This is a genomic window from Mycolicibacterium sp. 624 (assembly GCF_040548615.1).
In the GTDB taxonomy this organism is placed as follows: domain Bacteria; phylum Actinomycetota; class Actinomycetes; order Mycobacteriales; family Mycobacteriaceae; genus Mycobacterium.
Window position 1 is genome coordinate 323216 of the sequence record NZ_JBEPRZ010000002.1, and the last position, 23281, is coordinate 346496.

The window sequence follows — 23281 nt, forward strand, 5'->3', positions numbered from 1 at the left end:
GTCACGGCACCGGGTGACCGTTGGTGGTCTCACTGGTGTCCGTCTGGCCGCCGATCCGTGCGTAAACGTCCGGCCGACTGCGGCGCCACACCAGCGCCAGGGTCAGCCCGAACACGGCCAGCGCCAGAATGAACAGCTGCAGGATGACCGCGACCGCGGTGCTGCCTCCGACCAGTAGCGGGAAGTAGACACTGCTGATCACCAGCATCGTCACCAGGCCGGCAAGACCGAGACCGGGAGCGATGAGGGTGTTCCACAACCTCTCGGTGTGCTCGACGCGCCGGAAGTACACGATCACCGTCAGACACGTGAGCGCCATCAGGGTCAACATCGTGTAGGTGCCAACCCCGAACATCCACGAGTAGAACGTGACGGCGTCCACATCGATGAACAGGAACGGCGCGGTCAGGATCAACGCGATGATCGACACTGTTGCCGAGGCGATCGCGGGCGACTGATGCTTGGGATGCGCCTGTCCGAGCTTGCTGGGCAGTACACCATCGCGAGAGAGAGCAAAGGTGTAGCGAGCCAACGGATTATGCGCTGCCAGGGTGGCGGCGAAAAGGCTGGTGACGAGCAGGCAGTTCATGATCTCCGCCATCACACTGCCGGTGTAGAAGCGCAGCCCGGCGGCGAAGATCCCGGTGGAGTCCGCCTGTGCTGCGCCCACCACATCGTCGACGCCGTAGAAGGTCACCAGAGCCCACGCGGTGAAGACGTAGAACAGGCCGATCAAGCCGACGGCCAGATAGGTGGCCCGGGGAATGGTGCGCTGCGGGTCCCTGACCTCGGAGCGATAGATCGCGGTGCCCTCGAAGCCAAGGAATGTCGCGCTGGCGAAGAGGATCGCGATCCCGATCGATCCCGAGGTGATGTGGCCGGGGCTGAACGACTCGAACTGCCATCCGTGTGGTCCCCCGGTGCTGGCGACCGAGAAGTTGAACACCAGGACGATGACGACCTCGAGCACCATCATCACGCTCAGAACCTGACCGGAGAGCTCGATGTTGAAGTGCCCCAGACACGTCACGATGATCCAGAGTGCGATCCCCCAGACCCACCACGGTGCAATCGCGGAACCGAACAGCGATTCCATGAGCACGGTGACGGAATCCCCGAAGAATGCGTACGTGCCGACCAGAAGTGTGAGGTAGGCCAGCTGCGCGAGGAACGCCGCGGGTAGTCCGATGGGTCGCCCGAGCCCACCGGTGATATACGCGTAGAACGCCCCGGTACGCGGGAAGTGGCGGGCCATCGTGGTGAAGCCGACGGCGAACATCATCATCACCAGGCCGATGAGCGCATAGGTCGCAGGAGCTCCGGCCCCATTCCCCTGAGCGATGACCAGCGGGAGGATGCCCGCCACCGCCCCCAGCGGAGCAGACATGGCCAACACGGTCAGGATCAACCGTGTCGTTCCCAGCTTGCCCGACAGTGCGGCGTCGCGGGAGGACAGACCTCGGCCCGGTTCCGGCGAGGCGGTGACAGTTCCGAGCGACCGCTCAGACGGTGTATTGATCATGCACACTCCAAAGATCGATGGATCCGACAACTAAGGGGCACTGACGATTTCAGATGGGGTGTCGGTCTACACGGGTGCATGCCACAGCACTCGATCGTGCGTCACAGCAGACGTGACGCACATCGCAGACCCGAATCATTGAACATTAGTTCAAGACATGAGACAATATAAGTGGCACTTGTATCCGCGTCAACAGTTCAGCGATGCGAATCTTCAGCGCCGGGCAGGGCGGACCCCACACGGACGCCGAAGCCAAACTCCCCGCGCCTATTCATCGATTTAGCTCCACGGCACCGGGTTTCGTGGTATTGGCCGACTCTCCAGATGTTTTCACCCCAGGGTATTGACCCGGGAAAAACCACGGGCATACACTCACAACTTCCTTGAACGTTTGTTCAAAGCAATCGGTCTCGACTGAACTCACACAGACGACATGTGAAAGGAAGCTCCTATCATGGGACAACTGGACGGCAAGGTCGCGTTCATCACCGGAATCGCACGGGGGCAAGGGCGTTCACACGCACTGGCTCTGGCCGAGGAAGGCGCCGACATCATCGGTCTCGACCTCTGCGGGGAACTCGAGTCCACCGCCTACCCGGGTGCCACCCTTGACGATCTCGAGGAGACCGCACGCCTCATCAAGCAGACCGGACGCCAGGCGGTGCTCTCCCAAGCCGACGTCCGCAACTACGACGAGGTCAAGGCCGCATTCGACCGGGGCATCGAGCAGCTCGGACGCGTCGACATCGTCATCCCGAACGCCGGTATCTGTGCCGGCGGGAAGACCTGGGAGATCGACACCGCCGCGTGGCGGGAGACGATCGACGTCAACCTCACCGGCGTCTGGCACACGGTGAAGGCGGCAGTGCCGACCCTGATCGAGCAGCAGCAGGGCGGCTCGGTGGTCTTCATCGGTTCCACCGAGGCGATCAAGGGTGCGGAGAACATGGCCTCATACGTGTCCTCGAAGCACGCCATCACCGGTCTGATGACCACGTTGTCGCGGGAACTGGGCCGCCACAACATCCGCGTCAACTCGGTCAACCCGACGTGCGTCGACACCCACATGATCCAGAACCCCTACGTCTGGGGGTTGTTCCGACCCGACCTGGAACACCCGACCCGCGAGGCTGTCGAGGACACCTTCACCTCAACACATCTGCTACCCGTGCCGTGGATGGAGCCCATCGACGTCAGTCGCGCGATCCTCTACCTGGTCACCGACTCTGGCCGCTACATCACCTCGGAGGCCCTCAAGATCGACGCGGGATTCGTGGTCAAGTCATGAGCCCGCGGCGGGTCGACGTCAGTGGCGGTGATCGATGACGTCCTACGACTCCATCGACAGCGCTGTCGCCCGGATCGCCGCTGGCGCAGCAGTAGTCGTGATCGACGATCTCCGCCCCGATGGCGAGGGCAGCCTGGTTCTCGCCGCGGAGAGCTGCACGACCGAACTGCTGGCCTTCATGGTTCGCCATACCTCCGGCTACGTGTCCGCAGCACTGGACGCCAAGGCCTGCGAGCGGCTGGCGCTCGTCCCGATGGCGGCGACGAACCAGGACGGCGACGGCGCGGTGTACACCGTGACCGTCGACGCGAGCATGTCGATCGGGACCGGCATCTCTGCAGCCGATCGTGCCACCACCATCCGCCTTCTGGCCGACGACAGCAGTGCGGCAGACGATTTCAACCGACCTGGGCACGTGGTACCGCTGCGCACCCGCGACGGCGGCGTGCTCACCCGGCCAGCGCACCCCGAGGCGGCGGTGGACCTCGCCCGTATGGCGGGTTGCGCGCCTGCAGGTGTCCTCTGTGGCATCGTCGGCATTCAGGACCCCACGCGTATGGCCACTCCCGCCGAATTACGGTTGTTCGCTGACCAATACGGAATGCCGATGATCTCGATCAGCGACCTGATCGCGTGGCGTCGACAACACGAGAAGCAGGTCAGGAGGGTGGCCGAGAATGGCATTTCGACGGCGCATGGCCAGTTTCGGGCCATTGGTTACCTCACCGACGACGGACGAGACGAGCACACCGCGCTGACGCTCGGCGACATCTCCGGCGCGAGCGGAGCGGTGGCGGTGGCCATCCACACCCAGTGCTCGCTCGGTGATGTCTTCGGCTCGCTCGGGTGTCACTGTGCCAGTCAACTCGAAACCTCAATGGCCCAGGTCGCGTTGGCCGAGTACGGCGTCGTGGTCTACCTGCGCGGGCCCTGCGGCACGTCGCAGCACGGGCACATCGACCCGTCGTCCTACGTCATTGCCGGTCAGATCCTGGACGATCTCGGGGTCACCGACGCCCGATGCACGCGTGCCGGGCAGGACCGTCATCTGGTCGAGGCCGGGTTCCTACTCGCCAGCGCTCGATACCAGCATGTCCACGCGTCGTAGTTCTCGCACAGATGTTCATATTGTAGGTACTCGAAAGGAAATCCCCTGTGGCACACCAGTTTGATGAAAAGACAGTACTGATCTCCGGATCAGCGCGGGGCCAGGGCGCAGCTCACGCACGTCGGTTCGCCGAAGAGGGCGCCACAGTAATCGTGACCGACGTGCTCGACGATCTCGGCGAAGCCGTCGTCGAGGAGATCCGCGGCAAAGGTGGACAGGCCGCGTATCGGCATCTCGATGTCCGCAACGGCCAGGAGTGGGCCGAGGTGGTCGATTGGACCGAGCGAGAGTTCGGTCAGCTGAACGTGCTGGTCAACAACGCCGGCATTGTGGATTGCGCACCCGTGGTCGAGTGCACCGACGAGGTGTGGGCCAACGTCATCGAGACCAACCAGAGCGGTGTCTTCCGCGGCACTCGGGCGGCAGTACCGGCCTTCAAGCGGGCGGGCGGTGGCGCGATTGTGAACATCTCGTCGATCTACGGCATCTCCGGCTCGTGGGGATATGCGGCATACATCGCCAGCAAGTTCGCCGTGATCGGACTGACCAAGTCAACCGCCCTGACCTACGCCGCCGACAACATTCGGGCGAATGCCGTCGCCCCGTCTTCGGTCGACACCCCCATGCTCGACGCGGAGCGCCTCATCATGGCCGAGAATCCGTACTTCGACTTCGACGAATGGATTGCGTCCCAGCCCATTCCCACGATCGCACAGCCTGAGGAGGTCAGTGAGCTGGTGCTGTACCTGGCCTCGGATCGCGCCCGCTACTGCACCGGCGCGGTGTACCCGATTGACGGTGGAATCCTCGCCGGCGCGGGGTAGGCATTCGATCACCGCTGGGGGCGGGCGGCCTCGCCATAGTGTCCAATGATGTACTGCGAGAGCCGCTGTGCGAAGGCCCGCAGCGTGGGTGCTCCCACGTGGTGGTGGTCCCACGCGGCGTAGAGGCGGATACTGAGTTCGCCCGTCCCCACGGCGATTCGCAACGGGTGCAACCCGAAACGCGGGTCATCGGTGACCACCGCGATGCCCCGGCCGGCCGCGGCGAGCGCCTGCGCCACTGCTCCGCTACTCACCTCGATCTCGACGCGCGGCGCTAGCCCGGCGTTGAGCGCGGCGGCATCGAGCATCTGCCGAGCGCTGAAGGTCAACGGGAGGCCGATAATCGGCTCCCCGAGTACCGCGGCGATGTCGACGGTGCCGTTGTCAGCCCACTCGTGCCCGGTTGGCACGTATGCCCATACCGGCAGGACCGCCAACGCGGAGTAGTCGACGGTGTCGCCGGGCCGGCCGTTGGTGATCACCAGGTCGGCGCCACTCCTCAGTGCCGCCGCCGGCTCGCGGCCATCACTCACCACCACCGATGGCGTCGGGTCATCCGCACCGAGGGTGGCGATGAAGGGTGAGACCACCTCGGTCAGTGTCGTGGTCGGCGCGGCGATCGTGAGGTGATCGAGCCTGCCGGTCGCCAGGGTCTGGGCGTTCTGAACCAGGCGATATGCGCCGGCCAGTACGTCATGCGCCTGGGGAAGCAGATCCCGGCCCGCCGCCGACAACAGCAACCGACCTTGGACGCGATCAAAGAGTGTCACGCCGAGGTCGCGTTCGAGTTGGCGCAACTGCCGTGACAGCCCCGGCTGAGTCACGTGCAGCACTTCAGCCGCAGCGCTCACCGTGCCCGTCTCAGCGATCGCGACGAAGTAACGCAGTGTCCGTAGCTCCACTTCTGGCCCCAGCTCCCTATGCCTGCAAGGCATCAATTGATTGCCCAACAAGTATTGGACGGCATGGCTGCGTCTAAGACAAGCTGAGTGCCGCCCAAGGCAGTAAGCGCACCCGGAGGATGCTTTGACCAGTCAGATTGCCCAGGAACGTCGTCTCGTCACCGCCGTGCCCGGCCCTCAGTCCCGACTGCTGGCGGATCGCAAGTCCGCGGCCGTCCCCGACGGTGTCGGTACGACGATGCCGGTGTACGCCGAACACGCGGGCGGCGGCGTCGTCGTGGACGTCGACGGCAACAGCTTCATCGATCTCGGATCCGGTATCGCGGTCACGAGCGTGGGCAACAGCGCACCACGTGTCGTCGAGGCCGTGAAGGCTCAGCTCGAGAAGTTCACCCACACCTGCTTCATGGTCACGCCCTACGAGCTGTACGTCGATGTCGCCGAGGCGCTCAACGAGCTCACCCCGGGAGATCACGACAAGCGCACCGCGCTGTTCAACTCCGGGGCCGAGGCCGTGGAGAACGCGATCAAGATCGCCCGCTCCCACACCAAGAAGTCGGGGGTCGTCGCCTTCGACCACGCGTACCACGGACGAACCAACCTCACGATGGCACTCACCGCCAAGGACATGCCCTACAAGCACGGGTTCGGCCCCTTCGCCCCCGCAGTCCACCGCGCTCCGCTGTCCTACCCACTGCGCGACGGCCACACGGTGAGCGGGCGTGACGCCGCCAACCGCGCGATCGCACACATCGAGGACACGGTCGACGTCGGCGATCTTGCCGCCATGGTCATCGAGCCGATCCAGGGTGAAGGCGGATTCATCGAGCCGGCGCCGGGATTCCTTCCCGCCCTTCTCGAGTGGTGCCGCGCCAACAACGTGGTATTCATCGCCGACGAGGTGCAGACCGGATTCGCCCGGACCGGCGCCATGTTCGCCTGTGAGCACGAGGGGGTCGTTCCCGACCTCATCGTGACCGCCAAGGGCATCGCCGGCGGACTACCGCTTGCGGCAGTGACGGGAACGGCCGCCATCATGAACGCCGCCCACGTCGGCGGCCTGGGCGGGACCTACGGTGGCAACCCCATTGCGTGCGCCGCCGCGCTCGGGGCGATCGAGACCATCCGCGCCGACGACCTGGTGGGCCGCGCGCAGAAGATCGAGCAGCTCATGAAAGACAGACTGGGACAACTCCAGTCAGGCGACCCGCGGATCGGCGAGGTCCGCGGACGCGGTGCCATGATCGCGGTGGAACTGGTTAAGCCCGGTACCACCACGCCCGACGCCGATCTCACCGCGGCCATCGCGGCAGCGGCTCGCCTGCGCGGTGTCATCGTGCTCACCTGCGGCACCTACGGCAACGTCCTGCGCTTTCTGCCTCCCCTGACCATCGGTGACGATCTACTCACCGAGGCGCTTGAGGTGCTCGCCGAGGCATTCGCGGCGACATCGTGACCGAACTACTCGATGACCGCCCCACGCTGACAACGCCGTCTCCCCTCGACGACGCCCGCGGTCAGCTGGCCGACGCGATCGCGGTGCTCGGATTGGGTCAGGGCATGTTCGACCTTCTTGCCGCCCCTCGCCGCGAGCTCACCGTGAGCATTCCACTGCGCCGCGACGACGGAACTGTCGAGATCCTCACCGGACACCGTGTGCAACACAACTATTCGCGCGGTCCAGCGAAGGGCGGCCTGCGTTACAGCCCGCATGTGGATCTCAACGAGGTCCGCGCTCTCGCCATGTGGATGACGTGGAAGTGCGCACTGCTCGACGTTCCCTACGGCGGGGCAAAGGGCGGGATCGCCATCGATCCGCGTCTCTACTCGCAGGCCGAACTCGAACGCGTGACCCGGCGCTACACCTCGGAGATCATGCCGCTGATCGGCCCCTCCCACGATATTCCCGCTCCCGACATCGGCACCGATGAGCAGACGATGGCGTGGATGATGGACACCTACTCCGTCAACACCGGCCACACCGTCCTCGGGGTCGTCACCGGCAAACCGATCAGCCTCGGCGGGTCGCATGGTCGCGCCTCGGCCACCTCCCGGGGTGTCGTGCACGTCGCCCTTCAGGCGTTGGACTACCTGAAGATTCGGCGCGAGGGCGCTTCCGCGGCGGTGCAGGGTTTCGGCAAGGTGGGCCGCGGCGCCACCCGGTTCCTGTGGGAGGCCGGCCTGCGCATCGAGGCAGTCGGCGATCAGTACGGAGCCATTCGCGCCGATAACGGCATCGACGTCGCCGCCCTGGAGGCTCACGTCGACGCCACGGGCACCGTTGTCGGCTTCGCCGGTGCCGATCCGATCGACGCGGCGCATCTGCTCGAACTCGACGTCGACCTGCTGGTGCCTGCCGCGATCGAGGGTGTCCTGCATGCCGGTAACGCAGCACAGGTGCGCGCCCGCCTCATCGTCGAGGGCGCAAACGGTCCGACCACGACCGAGGCCGACGGAATCCTCAATGATCGCGGCGTCACCGTGGTGCCCGACATCCTGGCCAACGCCGGCGGGGTGATCGTGTCGTACTTCGAATGGGTCCAGGCCAACCAGGCGTACTGGTGGACAGAGGATCAGGTCGAGGCACGCCTGAGTGAGCGGATGATCGGCGCCTGGCAACACGTCGTCAACCACGCCACCGCCCGTGGTCTCACACTCCGTGCCGCCGCGACATCACTTGCCGTACAACGCGTAGCCGAAGCTCACCGTCAGAGAGGCCTGTACCCGTGACCAGTTACCTGGATTCCCTCGACCCGACGCATGCCGTGCTCATCGGCGGTACCGCTCGACCGGGCGGCGGCGGCACCTTCGACGTCGAGAACCCGGCAAGCCGTGATGTCATCGCGCGGGTCGCCAACGCCGACAGCGCCGATGCCACCGCCGCGGTCGATGCGGCCAACGCCGCACTCCCCCGCTGGCGAGCGACGCCTCCACGAGCCCGATCGGAGATTCTCAGCCGCGCCTTCTCGCTGATACTGCGTGACCGAGAGTCACTCGCCGACCTCGTTGTCGCGGAGAACGGCAAGTCACGCACCGACGCACTCGGCGAGATCACCTATGCCGCCGAGTTCTTCCGCTGGTTCGCCGAGGAGGCGGTGCGCTCCGGCGGCGACTATGGCGAGGCGCCCAACGGCGGCGCGCGCACCATCGTCACCCACCGGCCCGTCGGAGTCGCCGCTCTGGTGACACCGTGGAACTTCCCGGCCGCGATGGCCACTCGCAAGATCGCCCCGGCGCTGGCTGCTGGTTGCACCGTCGTCCTCAAACCCGCTGCGGAGACACCGCTCACCGCTATCGCCATCGCGCGCCTGCTGACCGAGGCCGGCGTTCCCGATGGGGTCGTCAATGTCGTGCCGACGACCGATGCTGGCGATATCGTCACAACCTGGTTGCAGGACGACCGGGTCCGCAAGATCTCATTCACCGGCTCGACGAACATCGGCCGCGTCCTGCTCCGCCAGGCAGCCGACCGCATCGTCAACAGCTCAATGGAACTCGGCGGCAACGCACCGTTCATCGTCACCGAGGATGCCGACCTCGAGGCGGCCGTCGCGGGCGCGATGATCGCGAAGTTCCGCAACGGCGGTCAGGCGTGTACCGCCGCGAACCGCTTCTACGTCCATGCCGATGTGATCGCTGAGTTCACCGAGCGTTTCGGCGCGGCCGTTGAAGCGCTCACCGTGGGTCCGGCCGAGACGGGCTCAGACATCGGCCCGCTCATCTCCCAGAAGGCCGTTGAGAACGTCGCCGCCCTGGTACGTGGCGCGGCCGCTGACGGCGCCACCGTGGCCCACACGGCAGCCATTCCTGAGAGCAAGGGTTGGTTCTACCCGCCCACCGTGTTGACCGGCCTGCGCGCGGACGCCGAGATCCTCAACCAGGAGATCTTCGGACCGGTGGCCCCGATCGTCGCCTGGAACAACGACGCTGAGGTGATTGATCTCGCCAACAGCTCCGAAATGGGCCTCGCCGCCTACGTTTTCGCCGGGAAGCTGCAACGCGCCATACGACTCGGCGAAGCCCTCGACGCCGGAATGGTCGGCATCAACCGTGGGCTCGTGTCCGATCCGTCCGCCCCGTTCGGCGGTGTCAAGCAGAGCGGCCTGGGCCGTGAGGGAGCGCGCCAGGGTCTCGAGGAGTTCCAAGAGACGCAGTACTTCAGTGTCGACTGGTAGGTGAAATGAATTGGCACGTACGTGACTTCCACCCCGAGGACCTAGAGGCGGCCATCCGGCTGGACGCGGCGTCCACCATGACGGCGCAGCAACCGCTCTTTGATGCCTCAGATGTCGTGACGAGTCTGCAGGAGCGCCATCCAGCCGTGGTGGCCGTGGTACACGGCGCCGTGGTGGGCGTGGCCGTGAGCAGAGTCGATGCCGACCGGGCGTGGGTGCTTCGGTTGTCATTGGACCCTGCCTGGCGAGGTAAGGGGCTTGGGAGCACCCTTCTCAACGAACTGGAGCATCGCCTCCTGGCCCGTGGTGTCCGACGCATCACGGCGATACTCCCCGACGGCGAAACGGGCTCTACGGCTTTCGTGAACTCGGGGTTCATCCAACGCAGCGGTATCGCGCACTTCGACAAGCACGAGACGATGTCACCGCGGTCCGCCGCGGTGCTCACTCGCCTCGGCGGTTCCGTCCCACCCGCGGGCCAATGGCAACAGATCGCGGGCATGGTGCGCGAGAAGACCCTCATCGAACGTCGCATCGTGCTGCCACTCTCGCTCCCAGAGCAGGCAGCGGAACACGGCGTGGTGCCACCGCAGGCGATCGTGCTCTTCGGACCGCCCGGCACGGGAAAGACCACGTTTGCACGCGCGATCGCGAGCCGGCTCGGTTGGCCCTTTGTCGAACTGTTTCCCTCTCGGTTGGCCGTCAACGGCGGCGGCCTCGCGGCCGGTCTCAGCGAGGCCTTCGGTCAACTTCAGGAACTCGACAACGTCGTCGCCTTCATCGACGAGGTCGAGGAGGTCGCCTCCCACCGCGGTGCCGGTTCTGCCGCGGCGACAGCTGTGGTCAACGAACTCCTCAAGTGCCTGGTGCAGTTTCGCGACAGAGCCGGCCGACTGCTGGTGTGCGCGACGAACTCGATTCGGGACCTGGACTCCGCGTTCCTGCGTCACGGCCGCTTCGACTACGTCCTGCCGATCGGCCCACCCGACGACCAGGCCCTCGACGGTCTGTGGCGGCGCTACATCGCCGACGCCGACATCGACATCGCCGCACTCGTGTCAGCCACCGGTGGGTACACCCCCGCCGACGTCGCCCATGCGGCGCGCGCCGTCGCTCAGGCGACGTTCGAGAGGAGCGTCGACACCGGTGTGCGGTGCCAGGCGACGACGGCCGACTACCTGCACACGGTGACGATGACTCGTCCCACCCTCACGATCGAGCAGGTGTGCGATTTCGACACCGAGATCAGCGCGTTCGCCCGAACCTGAGGTGAGTGCGGCTCGTCAGCGGACGGCGAGTTCCAGATGTTCGAGGCGACGCACCAGCAGACTCGGAAGCCAGCGCCCGGTGGCAGCGGGTTCAATCATCGAGGTGCGCGACAAGAGGTCACCGAGCACGATCTTGGCCTCCAGCCGGGCCAGCGCGGCTCCCACGCAGAAGTGCGCACCCTTGCCAAAGCTGATGTGCCCCTTGCCCCCAGACCTGTCGAGCCGGAACCGTTCGGGGTCCTGGAAGTGCGACGGGTCTCGGTTGGCCGCGCCCCACAGCAGCAGTATGCGTGAACCGGCTTTGAGGTCGACGCCAGACAGGCTGGTGTCATTGACGACGTGGCGGTAGTGACCACGGAACGGCGGTTCGTAGCGCAGTACCTCCTCGAGGAAGGCGCCAAGCAGTTCTGGCTGATCCCGCACCTGCTGTTGGACGTCGGGGTGGGTCGCCAGCATCCACGCCGCGGAGCCGATCAGCGAGGCAGTGGACTCACCCCCGGCGCTGAACAACGTGATCATGATGACCAGCGCGGCGATCTCGTCGATCTCGCCGGAAGTGCACGCCGACGCGAGGTCGCCGAGCAGGTTGTCACGCGGGCTGGCGGTGGCGCTGCCGAACTGTTCGGTGATGTATCCGCTGAGTTCCAGCACCGCGACGCCCGCGGCGCTGAGTTCGTCCTCGCTGGCCAGTCCCTCCATCACCTGAGTTGCGGAGTAACCCCATCGGACGAGCTGGTCGACATCCGTGTCGGGGACACCGATGATGTTCCCGACAATCATCATCGGTAGTCGATTGGCCATCGCGCTCATCCACTCGATGCGCCCGTCGACCACGCCGGTCTCCCAAAGGTGCGCCGAGGTCGCGGTGATGAGCGGCTCAGAAGCGAAGATGCGCCTGGCCGCGAGTTGCGGTATCAGCGCCTTGCGATGGACGGCGTGCACGGGGTCGTCGGCAGTTGCCAGCGCCTGTGTCGGTCCGCCGAGATCGCCCATGGGGAACGGGGCCACCGAGCCGTCGGGCTGGTAGGACATCGTCGCCGTCAGATTCGACGAGAAGTCGTCGCACCGTGTGACCGCCTCGTTGACGGCGTCCCAACCGGAGACGGCGAAGAACTCGGAGTCCCCGATCCGGTGGACGTGCCCGGCCATGTGCATGCGCTCGTACAGCGGGTACGGATCCTGGATGAACTCCTCGTCGAAGAGTGCGATGCCAAGGGCGCCGTCGGGCTGTGTCATGTCTCAACCTGACCGGAGACGACTGGCCGGCGTCAACCAGGGATGACGAAGTTGAAACCGGCCGTCCGCGGTCAGCGCATACGCCGTCTCACGTGCACGGACCACACCAGCGGCGATGCTGAGAATTCTTGATCATTCTGTCTCAAACTTGCGACAATCGTTCGAGACCGTCCAGGGAAGGTGGGCATCCGAGTGGTGCGAGACGATTGGGTTGTCGGCGGGGATCGCCGGGCCGCCGCGGCAGAACGCATCTACGCGGCCGCCGCCGATCTCGTGATTCACGACGGGTTGGACGGCCTCGACATCGACGTGTTGGCGGCACGCGTGCACTGTTCGAGGGCCACCATCTACCGCCATGCCGGCGGCAAGGCGCAGATCCGCGATGCCGTTCTGCTGCGCGTGGCCGCACGCATCGTGGACACCGTTCGACACGCGGTCGACGGGCTCGAGGGCCCTGAGCGGGTACTGACGGCCATCACCGTCGCGGTCGACCAGATCAGAGCCGACCCGGTGCGCCGCCTGATGATGAGTTCGGGCACCGTTCCCGGGCTGAGCGAGCTGCACTCATCGCCGGTGCTGAGCAGTCTCGCCGCGGAACTCTCCGGGCTCACCGATGAGGACCCCCAGGCGGCACTGTGGATCGTGCACGTTGTCCTGTCACTGGCATTCATGCCGATCGGCGACAGCCGAACGGAACGAGAGGTGTTGCAGCGGTTCGTCACACCGGCATTCGCGCGGTGAACGCACCGGTCGCGTCACTGTGCGGTCAGGTAGGCCGCGAGGTTCGACAGTGACGAGTTCATCCCGGACGCGTGGTCCTCGGCAGAGATCCCCGGCGGCACGTCGTCGGCGCGCATATCGACTCGTGTTCCCTCGGGAACGCGTGTGACCGACCAGGTCATGGTCATCGTTCCGGCGAAGGCGGGGTCATCCGAGTCAGCACTCGTCTTACCACCCGAGGCGGGCACATCGGCGTAGGTCAGGACCAGCCTGTACGACCCGCCGGGACGGGCATCGAAGCGCTCAAAACTGCCGGTCATACCTGTCGGCGGCAGCCACTCGGCGAGGGCATCCGGATCGGTCAGTGCCGCGAAGACGCGAGACACCGGAGCCTCGATAACCCGAGATGCGCTGTCTGTACGAGACATACCGCCCTTGTCCCCTCTCAGCTCAGGCCGGGCAGACGGCTCATTTCACAGGCCACCGCATCGGCTCCGGCCTGATTCTCAGCGTGCAGGCCGGCGATGACGCCACGCTGATCGTCTTCCGACTTGTTCTGGCTGAGCTTGGCCTTGGCGTCCACTCGGATGACGGAGATCTCCAGCCCGACTATGCCACCGAGTTGACCGTCGATGTAGGCGTCGGGAGCGTCGGCCACCCGCCACGGTTGGCGACGCTGGCCCTCGTGGAGCGCGGTGAGGTCCTCGACTGCCCCGCGTAACCACTCAGGGTCACTATGCACGCGAACGGTGCCCGTCAGGTGCACGGCGCTGTAGTTCCACGTGGGGACCACTCGACCGTGTTCGCCCTTGGAGGCATACCAGGACGGACTGATGTACGCCTCGGGTCCTGAACAGATGAGCAGAGCCGGACTGTCTCCATCGATGTTGCGCCACTGGGGATTCGCCTTGGCCATGTGGGCGATGACGGTGTCACCGATCCAGATGATGGGCAGCAGGGTCGCGACGGGGTAGCCGTCTGTTCCCGTTGTGACAAACTGCGCCGACGCCGCTGCGGCGACCATGTCGCGAATGGTCGCCTCATCACCCACGACGTTCGGTTTGGGTACGTACATACGACAAGCACCTCACACAGGTTGAAGCGGAACCCCACCACATTGTGTCACCGATAGGCCGTCCTCAGATAGTTCGTGTGCTGCCGCCGTCGATGAGGTACTCCGCGCCAGTGAGGTAGCCGGCCCTGTCGGAGACGAGAAAGGCAACCAACTCCCCCACATCGTGCGGCGTACCGGGTTGGCCGAGTGGGATTCCGCCGATCGATTCGATGATCTCCTCACGCGCCGCGGCAGTGCTGATCTGGCGGGCTTCGGCGTGTTGGCTGGTGAACTCCTTCGCGGCTTCGGTCTCTATGAAGCCAGGCGAGACGCTGTTGACGCGAATGCCGTACTGCGCCAGATCGTTCGACAGTGACTTGCTGTAGTTGGCGAGAGCTGCCTTCGCCGCTGCGTAGGGTGCTGTGCCGGGCATGGGGCTGCGGCGCTGAACCGAGGTGATGTGGACGATGGCTCCACTCCTGTTCTCGATCATGGTGGGTGTGAGCGCCCGGTCGAGTCGCACGGCACCGAAGAAGTTCGTCTCGAAGCCCTGCTGCCAGTCGTCATCTGTCAGTGAGACGGTGCCGCCGGGTTTGATGTCGGAACCGCCGACGTTGTGAATCAGGATGTCCAGGCCGCCGAGTGACTCCAGAATCTGCTCGGCGAGAGCGGACGTCCCGCTGACAGTGGAGATGTCGGCCTTGACGAATCCCTCGATGGGCACGTCGGGTGTGGTGCGTGCGGCGACGATGACGGTGGCGCCCGCCGCCCGTAGCTGATCGGTGATGCCCTTGCCGATGCCGCGGGTACCGCCGGTGACGAGGGCGCGTTTCCCAGTCAGGTCTCCCGACGTTTGGGTGCTGGTGGCGGTGGCGGATGTCATGGCGCTCCTGTTGTTTGGTGTGGGAGGACGTCGGTGATGGGCCAGACGACTTCGGTTCTCCATTGGGTGGTGTCTGGCGTGTGCGTGTGATCGCAGTGGTAGTACTCGCGGATGCGTGGTCCGACGGCCAGCGCGTGGCTGGCGATGTAGCTGCCGAGCTCGGCGTACGCGAGGTCGATGTCGACCGCTGAGCCGTGGTGGGTCGTGACGACAACCTCCGCAGCGGGCACGACAATTGGATTGACGCGCCCCAATTGCCGTGGGGTGGTGACGGGGATGAAGACGGTGGCCTGGCCCGGTTCGTGTTGGAACAGCCTTTCGTCGTATATCCCACCCGCAGGCCCGGTTTGGTCGAGCCGACCAGTCCGTACGGCCTCGCGAACATCGTGTAGGGCGTCGCTCCACCAGTTTCCGATGTTGACGGGATCGACGGTGTCGGTGATGGCGACCGCCGGGGTGGTCGGCTCGGCGCGTCGGCGCACGGGCTGCGAACTGGCCGCGTTGTTCAGCAGCGCGCGAAGCGAATTGACGGCGGCCTTTGTCTGGGCCAGCTCTGCTTCGAGGTGGTCAATGTGGGCTGCGATCAAGGATTCGCGGTCGCTGGGGTTCTGCGCGACAAGGACATCCCGGACGTCGGCGACGGGCATGCGCAGGTCGCGTAGTCGGCGGATCAGTTGCGCGGTGGGCAGCTGGTCGAGCGAGTAGTAGCGATAGCCGGTCGCGGAATCGACGTGCACCGGCTCGAGTAGCCCGACGTGGTGATAGTGGCGCAGCGTCTTCACGCTGAGGTGGGTCATCGTGGCGAATTGCCCAACGGAAACGGTGATGCTCATGGCGACTCCGGGTCAGTACTGCGGTTCGGCGTTGTTGATGACGAACAGGCTGACGATCTTGCCGTCCCGCAGGCGGATGTAGCTGGTCATGACCAACGGATCCGGCAGACCGGTCTTGTCGTAGTCTCCGTCGTAGCGGCACCGTACGCACCACATGCCGGCGTTGTCGACGACCTCGACCGGTTCGATCGTGACGTGGTCGCCAACGAACTCCTTGGCGACGAAGGCGCGAATGTGGTCACGTCCCCAGAACTCCCGCTGGAAGTCGTTGACCAGGGCATCGTCTGCGAAGGTGTCCATGATCGCGTCCACGTCGTGGCTGTTGATCGCGGTGATGTGCGCGGTGATCGCGGGGTCGAGTGTCAGCTGTGTGGTCATGGCTCTCTCCTTGTGTCCTGACGTCGGATGACTGTCGGACACCAGCCTCTGCCCTCCTGTTAGGGGAGAGTCAAGCCGTTGAACGGAGGCCGTGCGCATGAGGCCAGTCGTCGCCGACTTCTGCGTGAGAGTCGTGGTCCACGGTGTTCCCACGACAACCGTGCAGAACTCGCGGAGATAGCGCCGACTTCTGCAAGAAGGTCGTTGGCCGCCACGTTGAACTCACCTAGACATTGAACCTGAACTCCACCACGGAACGTTCGAACGTCAAACCGGTCACCTTCTCTCCCGAAGGAGCGACGTGCTCACCGGGCGCACCCGTCTGAACGAAACCAACGCCCTCCAACACCCGGCGGGAGCCCTCGTTCTCCTGGGCCGTCCAAGCGTCCAAGTGGGTCAGCCCCGCATGCGCTGCCACGCGTGCGACGGCTCGCAAGGCCTTCTGCGCCACACCCCGGCCTCGGGCCTCAGGAGTCAGCCAGAACCCGACTTCTGCACGGTCTTCGCGGAAGTCGAACAGCACGATGCTGCCCAAAAACCTGTCGGACGGCGCGTCCGCGATCCCGAGCACCGCGAGCGAGCCGTCGTTCAAGCCTTGAGAGATCACACCATCGATCTGTTCGCGCACGATCTCAGCGGAGTACTCAGATAGGGGAAGGTGCCCATGCTGTCGAACGGCGGCGTCCCTGGTACCGGCGGCGAAAGCCTCCGCATCACCATGGCCCAACCGCCGCACGATCACATCGCCTTCGCCGCAGGGCAAGCCATCGGCAATCGTCACTTCATCTCCTAACTGGTCCCTCGCAGTGGCTACGCGATGCGGGCCGAGGACTCCAAATGCCCATGAATGTCAGCCACCGTGTCCGCAACGCTCAGCTCGGACGTATCAAGCCAGTAGCCGATTCGCGGGGTGGTCGACCGGAGGGTGTGATCAAGCATCGCGATGTCCTCGTCACCCGGCCTGTACGCAACCTTTGCGCGGCCCAATTGCCGTTCACGGTCCCGATCAACGACGGCGGCGACTGAGGGGGCCAACACCACAACGAAGAGTGGACGCGTTCGGATGTGGTTGACGACGTCTTGCAGATATCCGCCAAGGATGATGTCCTGCAAGACCACCGTGAACCCGGCTTGCGCGTAGCGATCTGCGGTTTCGGCCGCCAACTCGTACCGCAGCGCCAGTTGCTCCAATGCCTTGGGCTCTGGAGTCGCGGGACCCATCTCGACCCGACCGTTCACGATCATGCGGCGGAACACGTCCCCCCGAACGTGGACGCTGTTCGGAAGGCTCTCTGCCAGCGCCTGGGCAATTGTCGATTTGCCGGCCGCTTGGATGCCGGTGATCACGATGATGGGCACACTCCAATATTGCTTGGCCAGTCCGTCGGATTGCGAACGGTTTTGGCCCAGCTCACTAGACGTGAAGTGGAGCTCCACCCAATTTCGTCGCCGATAAACGTCAGAGATCGTCACCGAATTCAAAAGTTCGACGACGGACTCACACCATCGGCGCGGGCAAGATCGCGCTCGCACGCCGACTCAGCAGTGAGATTGATGCCTCCGATCTCGAGGACTACCCGACTTCCAACGTCGCGTGCACCGGCGTCGTATTGCGGGTCAGATCCAGCACCGGGCAGTGCGCCTCGACGGCCTCATGCAGTTCGCGGTAGCGTTCCTCGGTTTCCGGCCCGGTCACCGTCACCACCACCCGGACCTCGCCGAAACCCGCCCGCACACCCTCGTCCAGTCCGAAGAAGCCACGGACGTCGAGATCGCCTTCGGCGCGCGCGGAAATGTCGTCGACTGCGATATCGAGCTTCTCCGACCAGAATCGCCACGTCACGATATGGCAGGACAGCAGTGAGGCCAGGTAGAACTCCATCGGATTCGGGGCCGTGTTCTCCCCACCCAACGCCGGCGGCTCGTCCACCTCAACGCGGTACTTCCCCAGCGTGACTGAGGAGGCCACCGCACCCTGCGCCTGCGCGGCCGCCCGGAACACCACCTTCGCATTGGCTTCGTTTGCCGTGACCGCATCGGCGGTGGCGGCGAATATCCCAGCGAGGTGATTGGTCGTTGTCTTCACAAGGAGGCGATAGTAACGACCGGCAAACGGCATTGGGACCGAGCGTGTGGCTTGCGCACGAAACCGCGCGGACTGCGGGCACATTCCTACGGTCGACGCATGCCCGACTACACGTTGAAGCGGAACTCCTACCTGGGCATTTGGTAGTGATGGGTCAGCGTTGGTCAGTATGGGATCCGCGCTCTGACCAGCATCGATGACCGTTGGTGGCTGTTGGCATCAATCGAGGTCCCGTGGTTGCATTGCGTACCCGGTGCGTACCCGGTCCGTCTCATGCGGTCGATGCCGATGGCTTCTTTCTTGCGTCGGCAAAGATGGGGATGATGCGCACGCTTCCTTGATGCGAAAGCGATTCGCACGCATCTCGCACTAGATCGAGTCTGGCCTCTTTGAAGTCGCTGTCCTTGAACCCAATGCAGAGATACACACCGAACGGAACCTGTTCACCCCTCAAATACAGAGGCAGCTGCGTATTTGCACCGTGGGCGAATTGACTGCTTCCGATGTACTTGATCTCGATCAGGCCACGCATGTCCCAGCCCTGAGCGAACTTGAAGTCGACAGGTCCGCGCCCACACTCGGTTTCACGGGAGATGTCGATATTGCTTGCACGACAGTGAAGCAGCCAAGCTGACCGTGCGATCACTTGAGCAATCTTCTCTTGCCGGGGCTTGGTTTGCTCATCGTTCCAAAGTGCCTTCCAGAGGCCCTCATTCTCGATGGCAGCCTTGAAACTTTCCGCCAGCGCGACGAGCCACCCCTCGAAGTCGGACTGGGAAGCCGGGGGCTGCGGGAAAACCGATACCTTGGCGATTCTGCGGCCAGCTTCTTCCCACCGCACCAACCCCTTGGGGTCACCATCTACGTCGTAGCCAGTCGCATCCCGAGTCACGTCGGCGACGTAACCGTCAAGGATTTCCGGCGCACGCTGAGCCAATTGTCGTCCGAGAATTGCCCTCTGCTGGCGGTTGAGGGACGCCCCGAGGTCGTAATTCAGTTCGAATCGAAGAGTTTCGCCAGCGTTGACCTCCGCCCAATCCCAAAAGCCATCCGGGGTCACGCGGGGAATCTCTTTGAGAAATCGCTGGGGCGTAAGCAGGACCGCTCCTTTGAACGCGGGACTCGCCGGAAGTGCCTCCGTGCTGCCCTTCCATCGCCCTACGTCTGCGATCCAGCCGGAGTGAGAGATAGCGACTGGTTCGACGGGCACTTGGAGTTCAGCGCATACGGCTTGTGTGTAGCGGATGAATCGGTGCTTCAGGATGTTGCAGAGCATGTCGCTGATGCGGTCGAGGCCGAGTCCCGGCACAAGAATCGCCACCATCCCTAGTAGCCGATCATCGGCGTTGCGACCCCACTGGCGGAAGAGGTCCAACCCCCTGCAGATGTCCCTTGCAAGCTCGGGGCCGACGCCTGAACCTTCGGGATGCCCCATCGAGAAGCCGAGGGCAAACTCCTTTGGTTCGGGGAACTGTAAGAACCGCTCCGCCTTTTTCCAATGCGCCGAGTTCGCCTCACCGCCCGCAAGCGACAGCAGATGCAATGTGCCGTTGAAGAAGTCAACGACTTCATCATGAGCGCCGTCCCAAATGCCTTCCTCGTCGTCAAAGACCAGGAATGGGTCAATGTAGAGCGGTGTGTCCATCTCGACGTTGAGATCGAACCAATCCGCATTGTCCGGTCTCATGACCTCGAACTGTTCTGTGAACCGCACGCGACCAGTGTCGCTTGCAATTCACGGTCACTTCGTCTGACGCACCGTGTTTGTCGCGACCTACTCGATGCGGACGAGACGACTTGGGCGTTTGCGGACATGTACCGCGTTGAGCACATTGAGAACTAGCAGGTCAGACGGTGGGGACGTTGGCCAGTATCGAGCACTTGTGGAACTACTGCGGACGGACTGCGGACGTAGTTTTACCTACAGGATTTTGCGGAGAGAGAGCGGGCGCTGGCCATTCGAGGCGCGCATCGCATGCTGCTCGGGGCACCCCCAATCCTCCAAAGTAATCGGGAGATGTCGTGGTGAGAACAATCGCCGACCGGGCAGCCATGGCCTACTTCGCGGCGTAGCGTCGGCGTCGCGCCTGGACACATGCGCCACGGGATCATCTGAATGAGGAGTGTGGACCAGTGGCAGGTCAAAAGAAGCCGAACATTGTCATGATCATGGCTGACGACGTGGGTACCTGGAACCTGAGTGCCTATCATCGCGGCATGATGGGCGGTTCCACACCCAACATCGACCGCATCGCCCGCGAGGGTGCGCTGTTCACTGATTACTACGGTCAGCAGTCATGCACGGCGGGAAGGGCCGCGTTCATAACCGGCCAAAGTCCCTACCGCACAGGGCTCCTGAAAGTCGGCATGCCCGCCGCCAAGCAGGGACTCCAAGATTCCGATCCGACCATCGCCGAACTGCTCAGGCCGCACGGCTACACCTCAGCGCAGATCGGCAAGAACCACTTGGGCGACCGAAACGAGTATCTGCCCACCGTCCATGGCTTCGACGAGTTCTACGGCATCCTGTATCACCTCAACGCGATGGAGGAGCCCTACGACGCGGAGTATCCGAAGGACCCTGAGTTTCACGCCGCGTACGGCCCGCGCAACATCATTGACACCAAGGCGACCGACGTCGACGACCCAACCGAGCATCCACGTTGGGGCAGAGTCGGCAAGCAGACAATCGCTGACGGCGGACCGCTACCCCCGCACCCGGACATGGACGCAGCGGCCTCGGTCAACATGGAAGAGATGGACGCGGAGTTGGTTCGGCGCTCCCTTGACTTCGTCGACCGCTCCGTGGCGGCGGACACGCCGTTCTTTTTGTGGCACAACTCGACTCGGTGCCACGTCTGGACGCACCTCGCACCCAGGTGGCAAGGAAAAAGCGGCTTCGGCCTGTACGCCGACGCGATGATGGAGCTGGACTGGGAAGTCGGGCAGATTCTCGACAAGCTCGACGAACTCGGCATCGCCGACGACACCATCGTGCTGTTCACCAGTGACAACGGTGCCGAAGTCTTCACTTGGCCTGACGGCGGCAACCATCCATTTCGCGGCGAGAAGGGCAGCACCTACGAAGGTGGATTCCGAGTGCCCATGGTGGCGAAGTGGCCCGGCGTCATCAAGCCCGGCACCATCATTAACGAAATCATGGCCCACGAAGACTGGCTCCCAACAATTCTCGCCGCCGCCGGGCAGCCAGACCTGAAAGAGAAGCTACTGACAGGCCATGAGGCCGGCGAGAAGGCCTTCAAGGTTCACCTCGACGGGTACGACTTCACGCCCTACTTCCAGGGCGAGGTGACCGAAGGGCCACGCCGAGAGTTCTACTATTTCAGCGACAACGCAGACCTGATGGCGGTGCGCTACAACGCCTGGAAGCTCAACTTCAAGACCATCGTCGGCAACCTCTTCACTGGCAAGGAAGATTCGACCAACGTCCCTGTGGTGACCAACCTGCGCCAGGACCCATGGGAGCGATACCAGACCGAAGGCATGCTCTACGGACGATGGTGGGGCGAAAAACTGTGGACGATGGTTCCCGCCATCAACATCGTCGGAGCGTTCCTCGCGACCTTTAAGGAGTACCCGGCCAGTCAGGCTTCCGGCACGTTCACTGTCGAAAAGGCGTTGCAGATGCTGGAAGACGGCAGCCTCAAGAACTGACACTGCTGTCGCGATGCACCGAAAGGCCAACAGGCGTGCGCATTGCAGCACCCGTGGCGATACTTCCTACCCGTCGTCATCTTCCGCCAACACGCAGTACACGGTCGCTACTGACCTTGAGCGTGGAAACGACTGTGCTTGCCGTCTCGCCGCACCCATACCCCCTCCGAGCGCCGAGAGCTAGGAAACAGCGCCTGACCAGGCTCTCTTACACGTTGAAGCGGAACTCCACGACGTCACCGTCGACCATGACGTAGTCCTTGCCCTCCATGCGGACCTTGCCTGCGGCCTTGGCGGCGGCCATCGAACCCGCCTCCACCAGATCGTCGAACGACACGATCTCGGCCTTGATGAAGCCCTTCTCGAAGTCCGTGTGGATGACACCGGCGGCCTTCGGCGCGGTATCGCCCTGATGGATCGTCCACGCGCGAGCCTCCTTGGGCCCGGCCGTGAGGTAGGTCTGCAACTTCAACGTGTGAAAGCCCGCCCGCGCCAGGGCATCCAGGCCGTGTTCGGTCTGGCCGATCGACTCGAGCAGCTCGGCGGCCGACTCGTCGTCGAGTTCCTGAAGCTCGGCCTCGATCTTCGCGTCGAGGAACACCGCGTCGGCGGGCGCGACCAGGGCGCGCAGCTCAGCCTTGCGGGCCTCGTCGGTCAGCACCGACTCGTCGGCGTTGAACACGTAGAGGAACGGCTTGGTGGTCATCAGGTTCAGCTCGCGCAACAGTGCGACATCAGCGCCCGCCGCGAACAGCGTCGTGCCCTCGTTGAGCACCGTCTGCGCCGCGAGCGCCGCCTCGTACACCGGCTTGCGGTCCTTGTTGGTGCGGGCTTCCTTCTCAAGGCGGGGCACCGCCTTCTCCAACGTCTGCATGTCGGCGAGGATCAGCTCGGTCTCGATCACCTCGATGTCAGATGCCGGGTCCACCCTGCCGTCGACGTGCACCACGTCGTCGTCGGCGAAGACGCGCACCACCTGACAGATCGCGTCGCACTCGCGGATGTTGGCGAGGAACTTGTTGCCCAGCCCCGCACCCTCCGATGCGCCCTTCACGATCCCGGCGATGTCCACGAAGGTCACCGGCGCCGGCACGAGCTTCTCGGAGCCGAACAGCTCCGCCAGCTTGGCCAGCCGAGGATCGGGCAGCGGCACCACGCCCTCGTTCGGCTCGATTGTCGCGAAGGGGTAGTTGGCCGCGAGCACGTCATTGCGTGTCAGCGCGTTGAACAAAGTTGACTTACCCACGTTCGGCAGTCCGACGATTCCGAGGTTGAGGCCCACGGATTGAACAGTCTAGGCGCCATGGCCAGGCACGCCGGAGCATGCTG

General features: G+C 64.2%; 22 protein-coding genes. 9 read left to right on the forward strand and 13 right to left on the reverse strand.

Translation table 11 applies throughout. From position 1 onward, the window contains the following. Window position 1: 1 nt before the first annotated feature. A complete protein-coding gene (locus ABIA65_RS08700; RefSeq protein ID WP_241403699.1) occupies window positions 2-1522 on the reverse strand; it encodes an APC family permease in 1521 nt (506 codons plus the stop codon). A gap of 454 nt (window positions 1523-1976) precedes the next feature. Between ABIA65_RS08700 and ABIA65_RS08705 the strand changes: the two genes are divergently transcribed. The 3 genes from ABIA65_RS08705 to ABIA65_RS08715 are packed head-to-tail and all read left to right on the forward strand — an operon-like array spanning window position 1977 to window position 4742. Next, window positions 1977-2810 (forward strand): mycofactocin-coupled SDR family oxidoreductase, encoded by an 834-nt coding sequence (locus ABIA65_RS08705; protein WP_354523266.1) that lies wholly within the window; start codon window positions 1977-1979, stop codon window positions 2808-2810. Between the two features lie 34 nt (window positions 2811-2844). Then, window positions 2845-3918, forward strand: a complete 1074-nt coding sequence (locus tag ABIA65_RS08710; RefSeq protein ID WP_354523267.1) for a 3,4-dihydroxy-2-butanone-4-phosphate synthase — start codon at window positions 2845-2847, stop codon at window positions 3916-3918. Window positions 3919-3965: 47 nt separating this feature from the next. After that, complete coding sequence (locus ABIA65_RS08715) at window positions 3966-4742, forward strand: SDR family NAD(P)-dependent oxidoreductase (protein WP_241403696.1); 777 nt, start codon at window positions 3966-3968, stop codon at window positions 4740-4742. Window positions 4743-4750: 8 nt separating this feature from the next. Here the strand turns inward: ABIA65_RS08715 and ABIA65_RS08720 are convergent, their stop codons facing one another. Further along, window positions 4751-5644 carry a LysR family transcriptional regulator gene (locus ABIA65_RS08720; protein WP_241403695.1) on the reverse strand — a complete coding sequence of 298 codons (894 nt, stop codon included), beginning with the start codon at window positions 5642-5644 and terminating at the stop codon, window positions 4751-4753. Window positions 5645-5768: 124 nt separating this feature from the next. Here ABIA65_RS08720 and gabT point away from each other — a divergent pair, with 124 nt between their 5' ends. The 4 genes from gabT to ABIA65_RS08740 are packed head-to-tail and all read left to right on the forward strand — an operon-like array spanning window position 5769 to window position 11087. After that, entirely contained in the window at window positions 5769-7100 is a 1332-nt protein-coding gene (gene gabT, locus ABIA65_RS08725) for a 4-aminobutyrate--2-oxoglutarate transaminase (RefSeq protein ID WP_241403694.1), read from the forward strand. After that, on the forward strand, window positions 7097-8374 hold the full coding sequence (locus ABIA65_RS08730) for a Glu/Leu/Phe/Val family dehydrogenase (RefSeq protein WP_354523268.1): 1278 nt from the start codon (window positions 7097-7099) through the stop codon (window positions 8372-8374). The genes gabT and ABIA65_RS08730 overlap by 4 nt, the downstream gene beginning before the upstream one ends. Then, a complete protein-coding gene (locus tag ABIA65_RS08735; RefSeq protein WP_354523269.1) occupies window positions 8371-9819 on the forward strand; it encodes an NAD-dependent succinate-semialdehyde dehydrogenase in 1449 nt (482 codons plus the stop codon). The genes ABIA65_RS08730 and ABIA65_RS08735 overlap by 4 nt, the downstream gene beginning before the upstream one ends. A 5-nt stretch (window positions 9820-9824) precedes the next feature. Beyond that, complete coding sequence (locus ABIA65_RS08740) at window positions 9825-11087, forward strand: ATP-binding protein (RefSeq protein ID WP_354523270.1); 1263 nt, start codon at window positions 9825-9827, stop codon at window positions 11085-11087. A 15-nt stretch (window positions 11088-11102) separates the two neighbouring features. Here the strand turns inward: ABIA65_RS08740 and ABIA65_RS08745 are convergent, their stop codons facing one another. Beyond that, complete coding sequence (locus ABIA65_RS08745) at window positions 11103-12323, reverse strand: cytochrome P450 (protein ID WP_354523271.1); 1221 nt, start codon at window positions 12321-12323, stop codon at window positions 11103-11105. Window positions 12324-12515: 192 nt separating this feature from the next. Between ABIA65_RS08745 and ABIA65_RS08750 the strand changes: the two genes are divergently transcribed. After that, complete coding sequence (locus ABIA65_RS08750; RefSeq protein ID WP_354523272.1) at window positions 12516-13064, forward strand: TetR/AcrR family transcriptional regulator; 549 nt, start codon at window positions 12516-12518, stop codon at window positions 13062-13064. Between the two features lie 14 nt (window positions 13065-13078). On the opposite strand, the gene ABIA65_RS08755 is transcribed toward ABIA65_RS08750, so the two are convergent. From ABIA65_RS08755 to ABIA65_RS08795, 9 genes are all read right to left on the reverse strand, one after another. Continuing rightward, a complete protein-coding gene (locus tag ABIA65_RS08755) occupies window positions 13079-13471 on the reverse strand; it encodes an SRPBCC domain-containing protein (RefSeq protein WP_241403688.1) in 393 nt (130 codons plus the stop codon). Window positions 13472-13488: 17 nt separating this feature from the next. Continuing rightward, window positions 13489-14118 carry an FMN-binding negative transcriptional regulator gene (locus ABIA65_RS08760; RefSeq protein WP_241403687.1) on the reverse strand — a complete coding sequence of 210 codons (630 nt, stop codon included), beginning with the start codon at window positions 14116-14118 and terminating at the stop codon, window positions 13489-13491. Between the two features lie 64 nt (window positions 14119-14182). Further along, window positions 14183-14980 carry an SDR family oxidoreductase gene (locus tag ABIA65_RS08765; protein WP_354523273.1) on the reverse strand — a complete coding sequence of 266 codons (798 nt, stop codon included), beginning with the start codon at window positions 14978-14980 and terminating at the stop codon, window positions 14183-14185. Further along, entirely contained in the window at window positions 14977-15813 is an 837-nt protein-coding gene (locus ABIA65_RS08770; RefSeq protein ID WP_354523274.1) for a MerR family transcriptional regulator, read from the reverse strand. The genes ABIA65_RS08765 and ABIA65_RS08770 overlap by 4 nt, the downstream gene beginning before the upstream one ends. Window positions 15814-15825: 12 nt before the next feature. Further along, window positions 15826-16191, reverse strand: a complete 366-nt coding sequence (locus ABIA65_RS08775; RefSeq protein ID WP_354523275.1) for a nuclear transport factor 2 family protein — start codon at window positions 16189-16191, stop codon at window positions 15826-15828. 226 nt (window positions 16192-16417) lie between these two features. Next, entirely contained in the window at window positions 16418-16972 is a 555-nt protein-coding gene (locus ABIA65_RS08780) for a GNAT family N-acetyltransferase (protein WP_354523276.1), read from the reverse strand. Window positions 16973-17001: 29 nt separating this feature from the next. Further along, entirely contained in the window at window positions 17002-17664 is a 663-nt protein-coding gene (locus ABIA65_RS08785; RefSeq protein WP_354523277.1) for an AAA family ATPase, read from the reverse strand. Window positions 17665-17764: 100 nt separating this feature from the next. Then, window positions 17765-18310, reverse strand: a complete 546-nt coding sequence (locus ABIA65_RS08790) for an OsmC family protein (RefSeq protein WP_354523278.1) — start codon at window positions 18308-18310, stop codon at window positions 17765-17767. 238 nt (window positions 18311-18548) lie between these two features. Then, window positions 18549-19991, reverse strand: coding sequence for a DUF8370 family protein (locus tag ABIA65_RS08795; protein ID WP_354523279.1), 1443 nt, complete (start codon window positions 19989-19991; stop codon window positions 18549-18551). A gap of 449 nt (window positions 19992-20440) precedes the next feature. Here ABIA65_RS08795 and ABIA65_RS08800 point away from each other — a divergent pair, with 449 nt between their 5' ends. Continuing rightward, window positions 20441-21952 (forward strand): arylsulfatase, encoded by a 1512-nt coding sequence (locus ABIA65_RS08800; RefSeq protein ID WP_354523745.1) that lies wholly within the window; start codon window positions 20441-20443, stop codon window positions 21950-21952. A 208-nt stretch (window positions 21953-22160) separates the two neighbouring features. Here ABIA65_RS08800 and ychF read toward each other — a convergent pair whose 3' ends face one another. Beyond that, window positions 22161-23234 (reverse strand): redox-regulated ATPase YchF, encoded by a 1074-nt coding sequence (gene ychF, locus ABIA65_RS08805; RefSeq protein ID WP_241403679.1) that lies wholly within the window; start codon window positions 23232-23234, stop codon window positions 22161-22163. Between the last annotated feature and the right edge of the window lie 47 nt (window positions 23235-23281).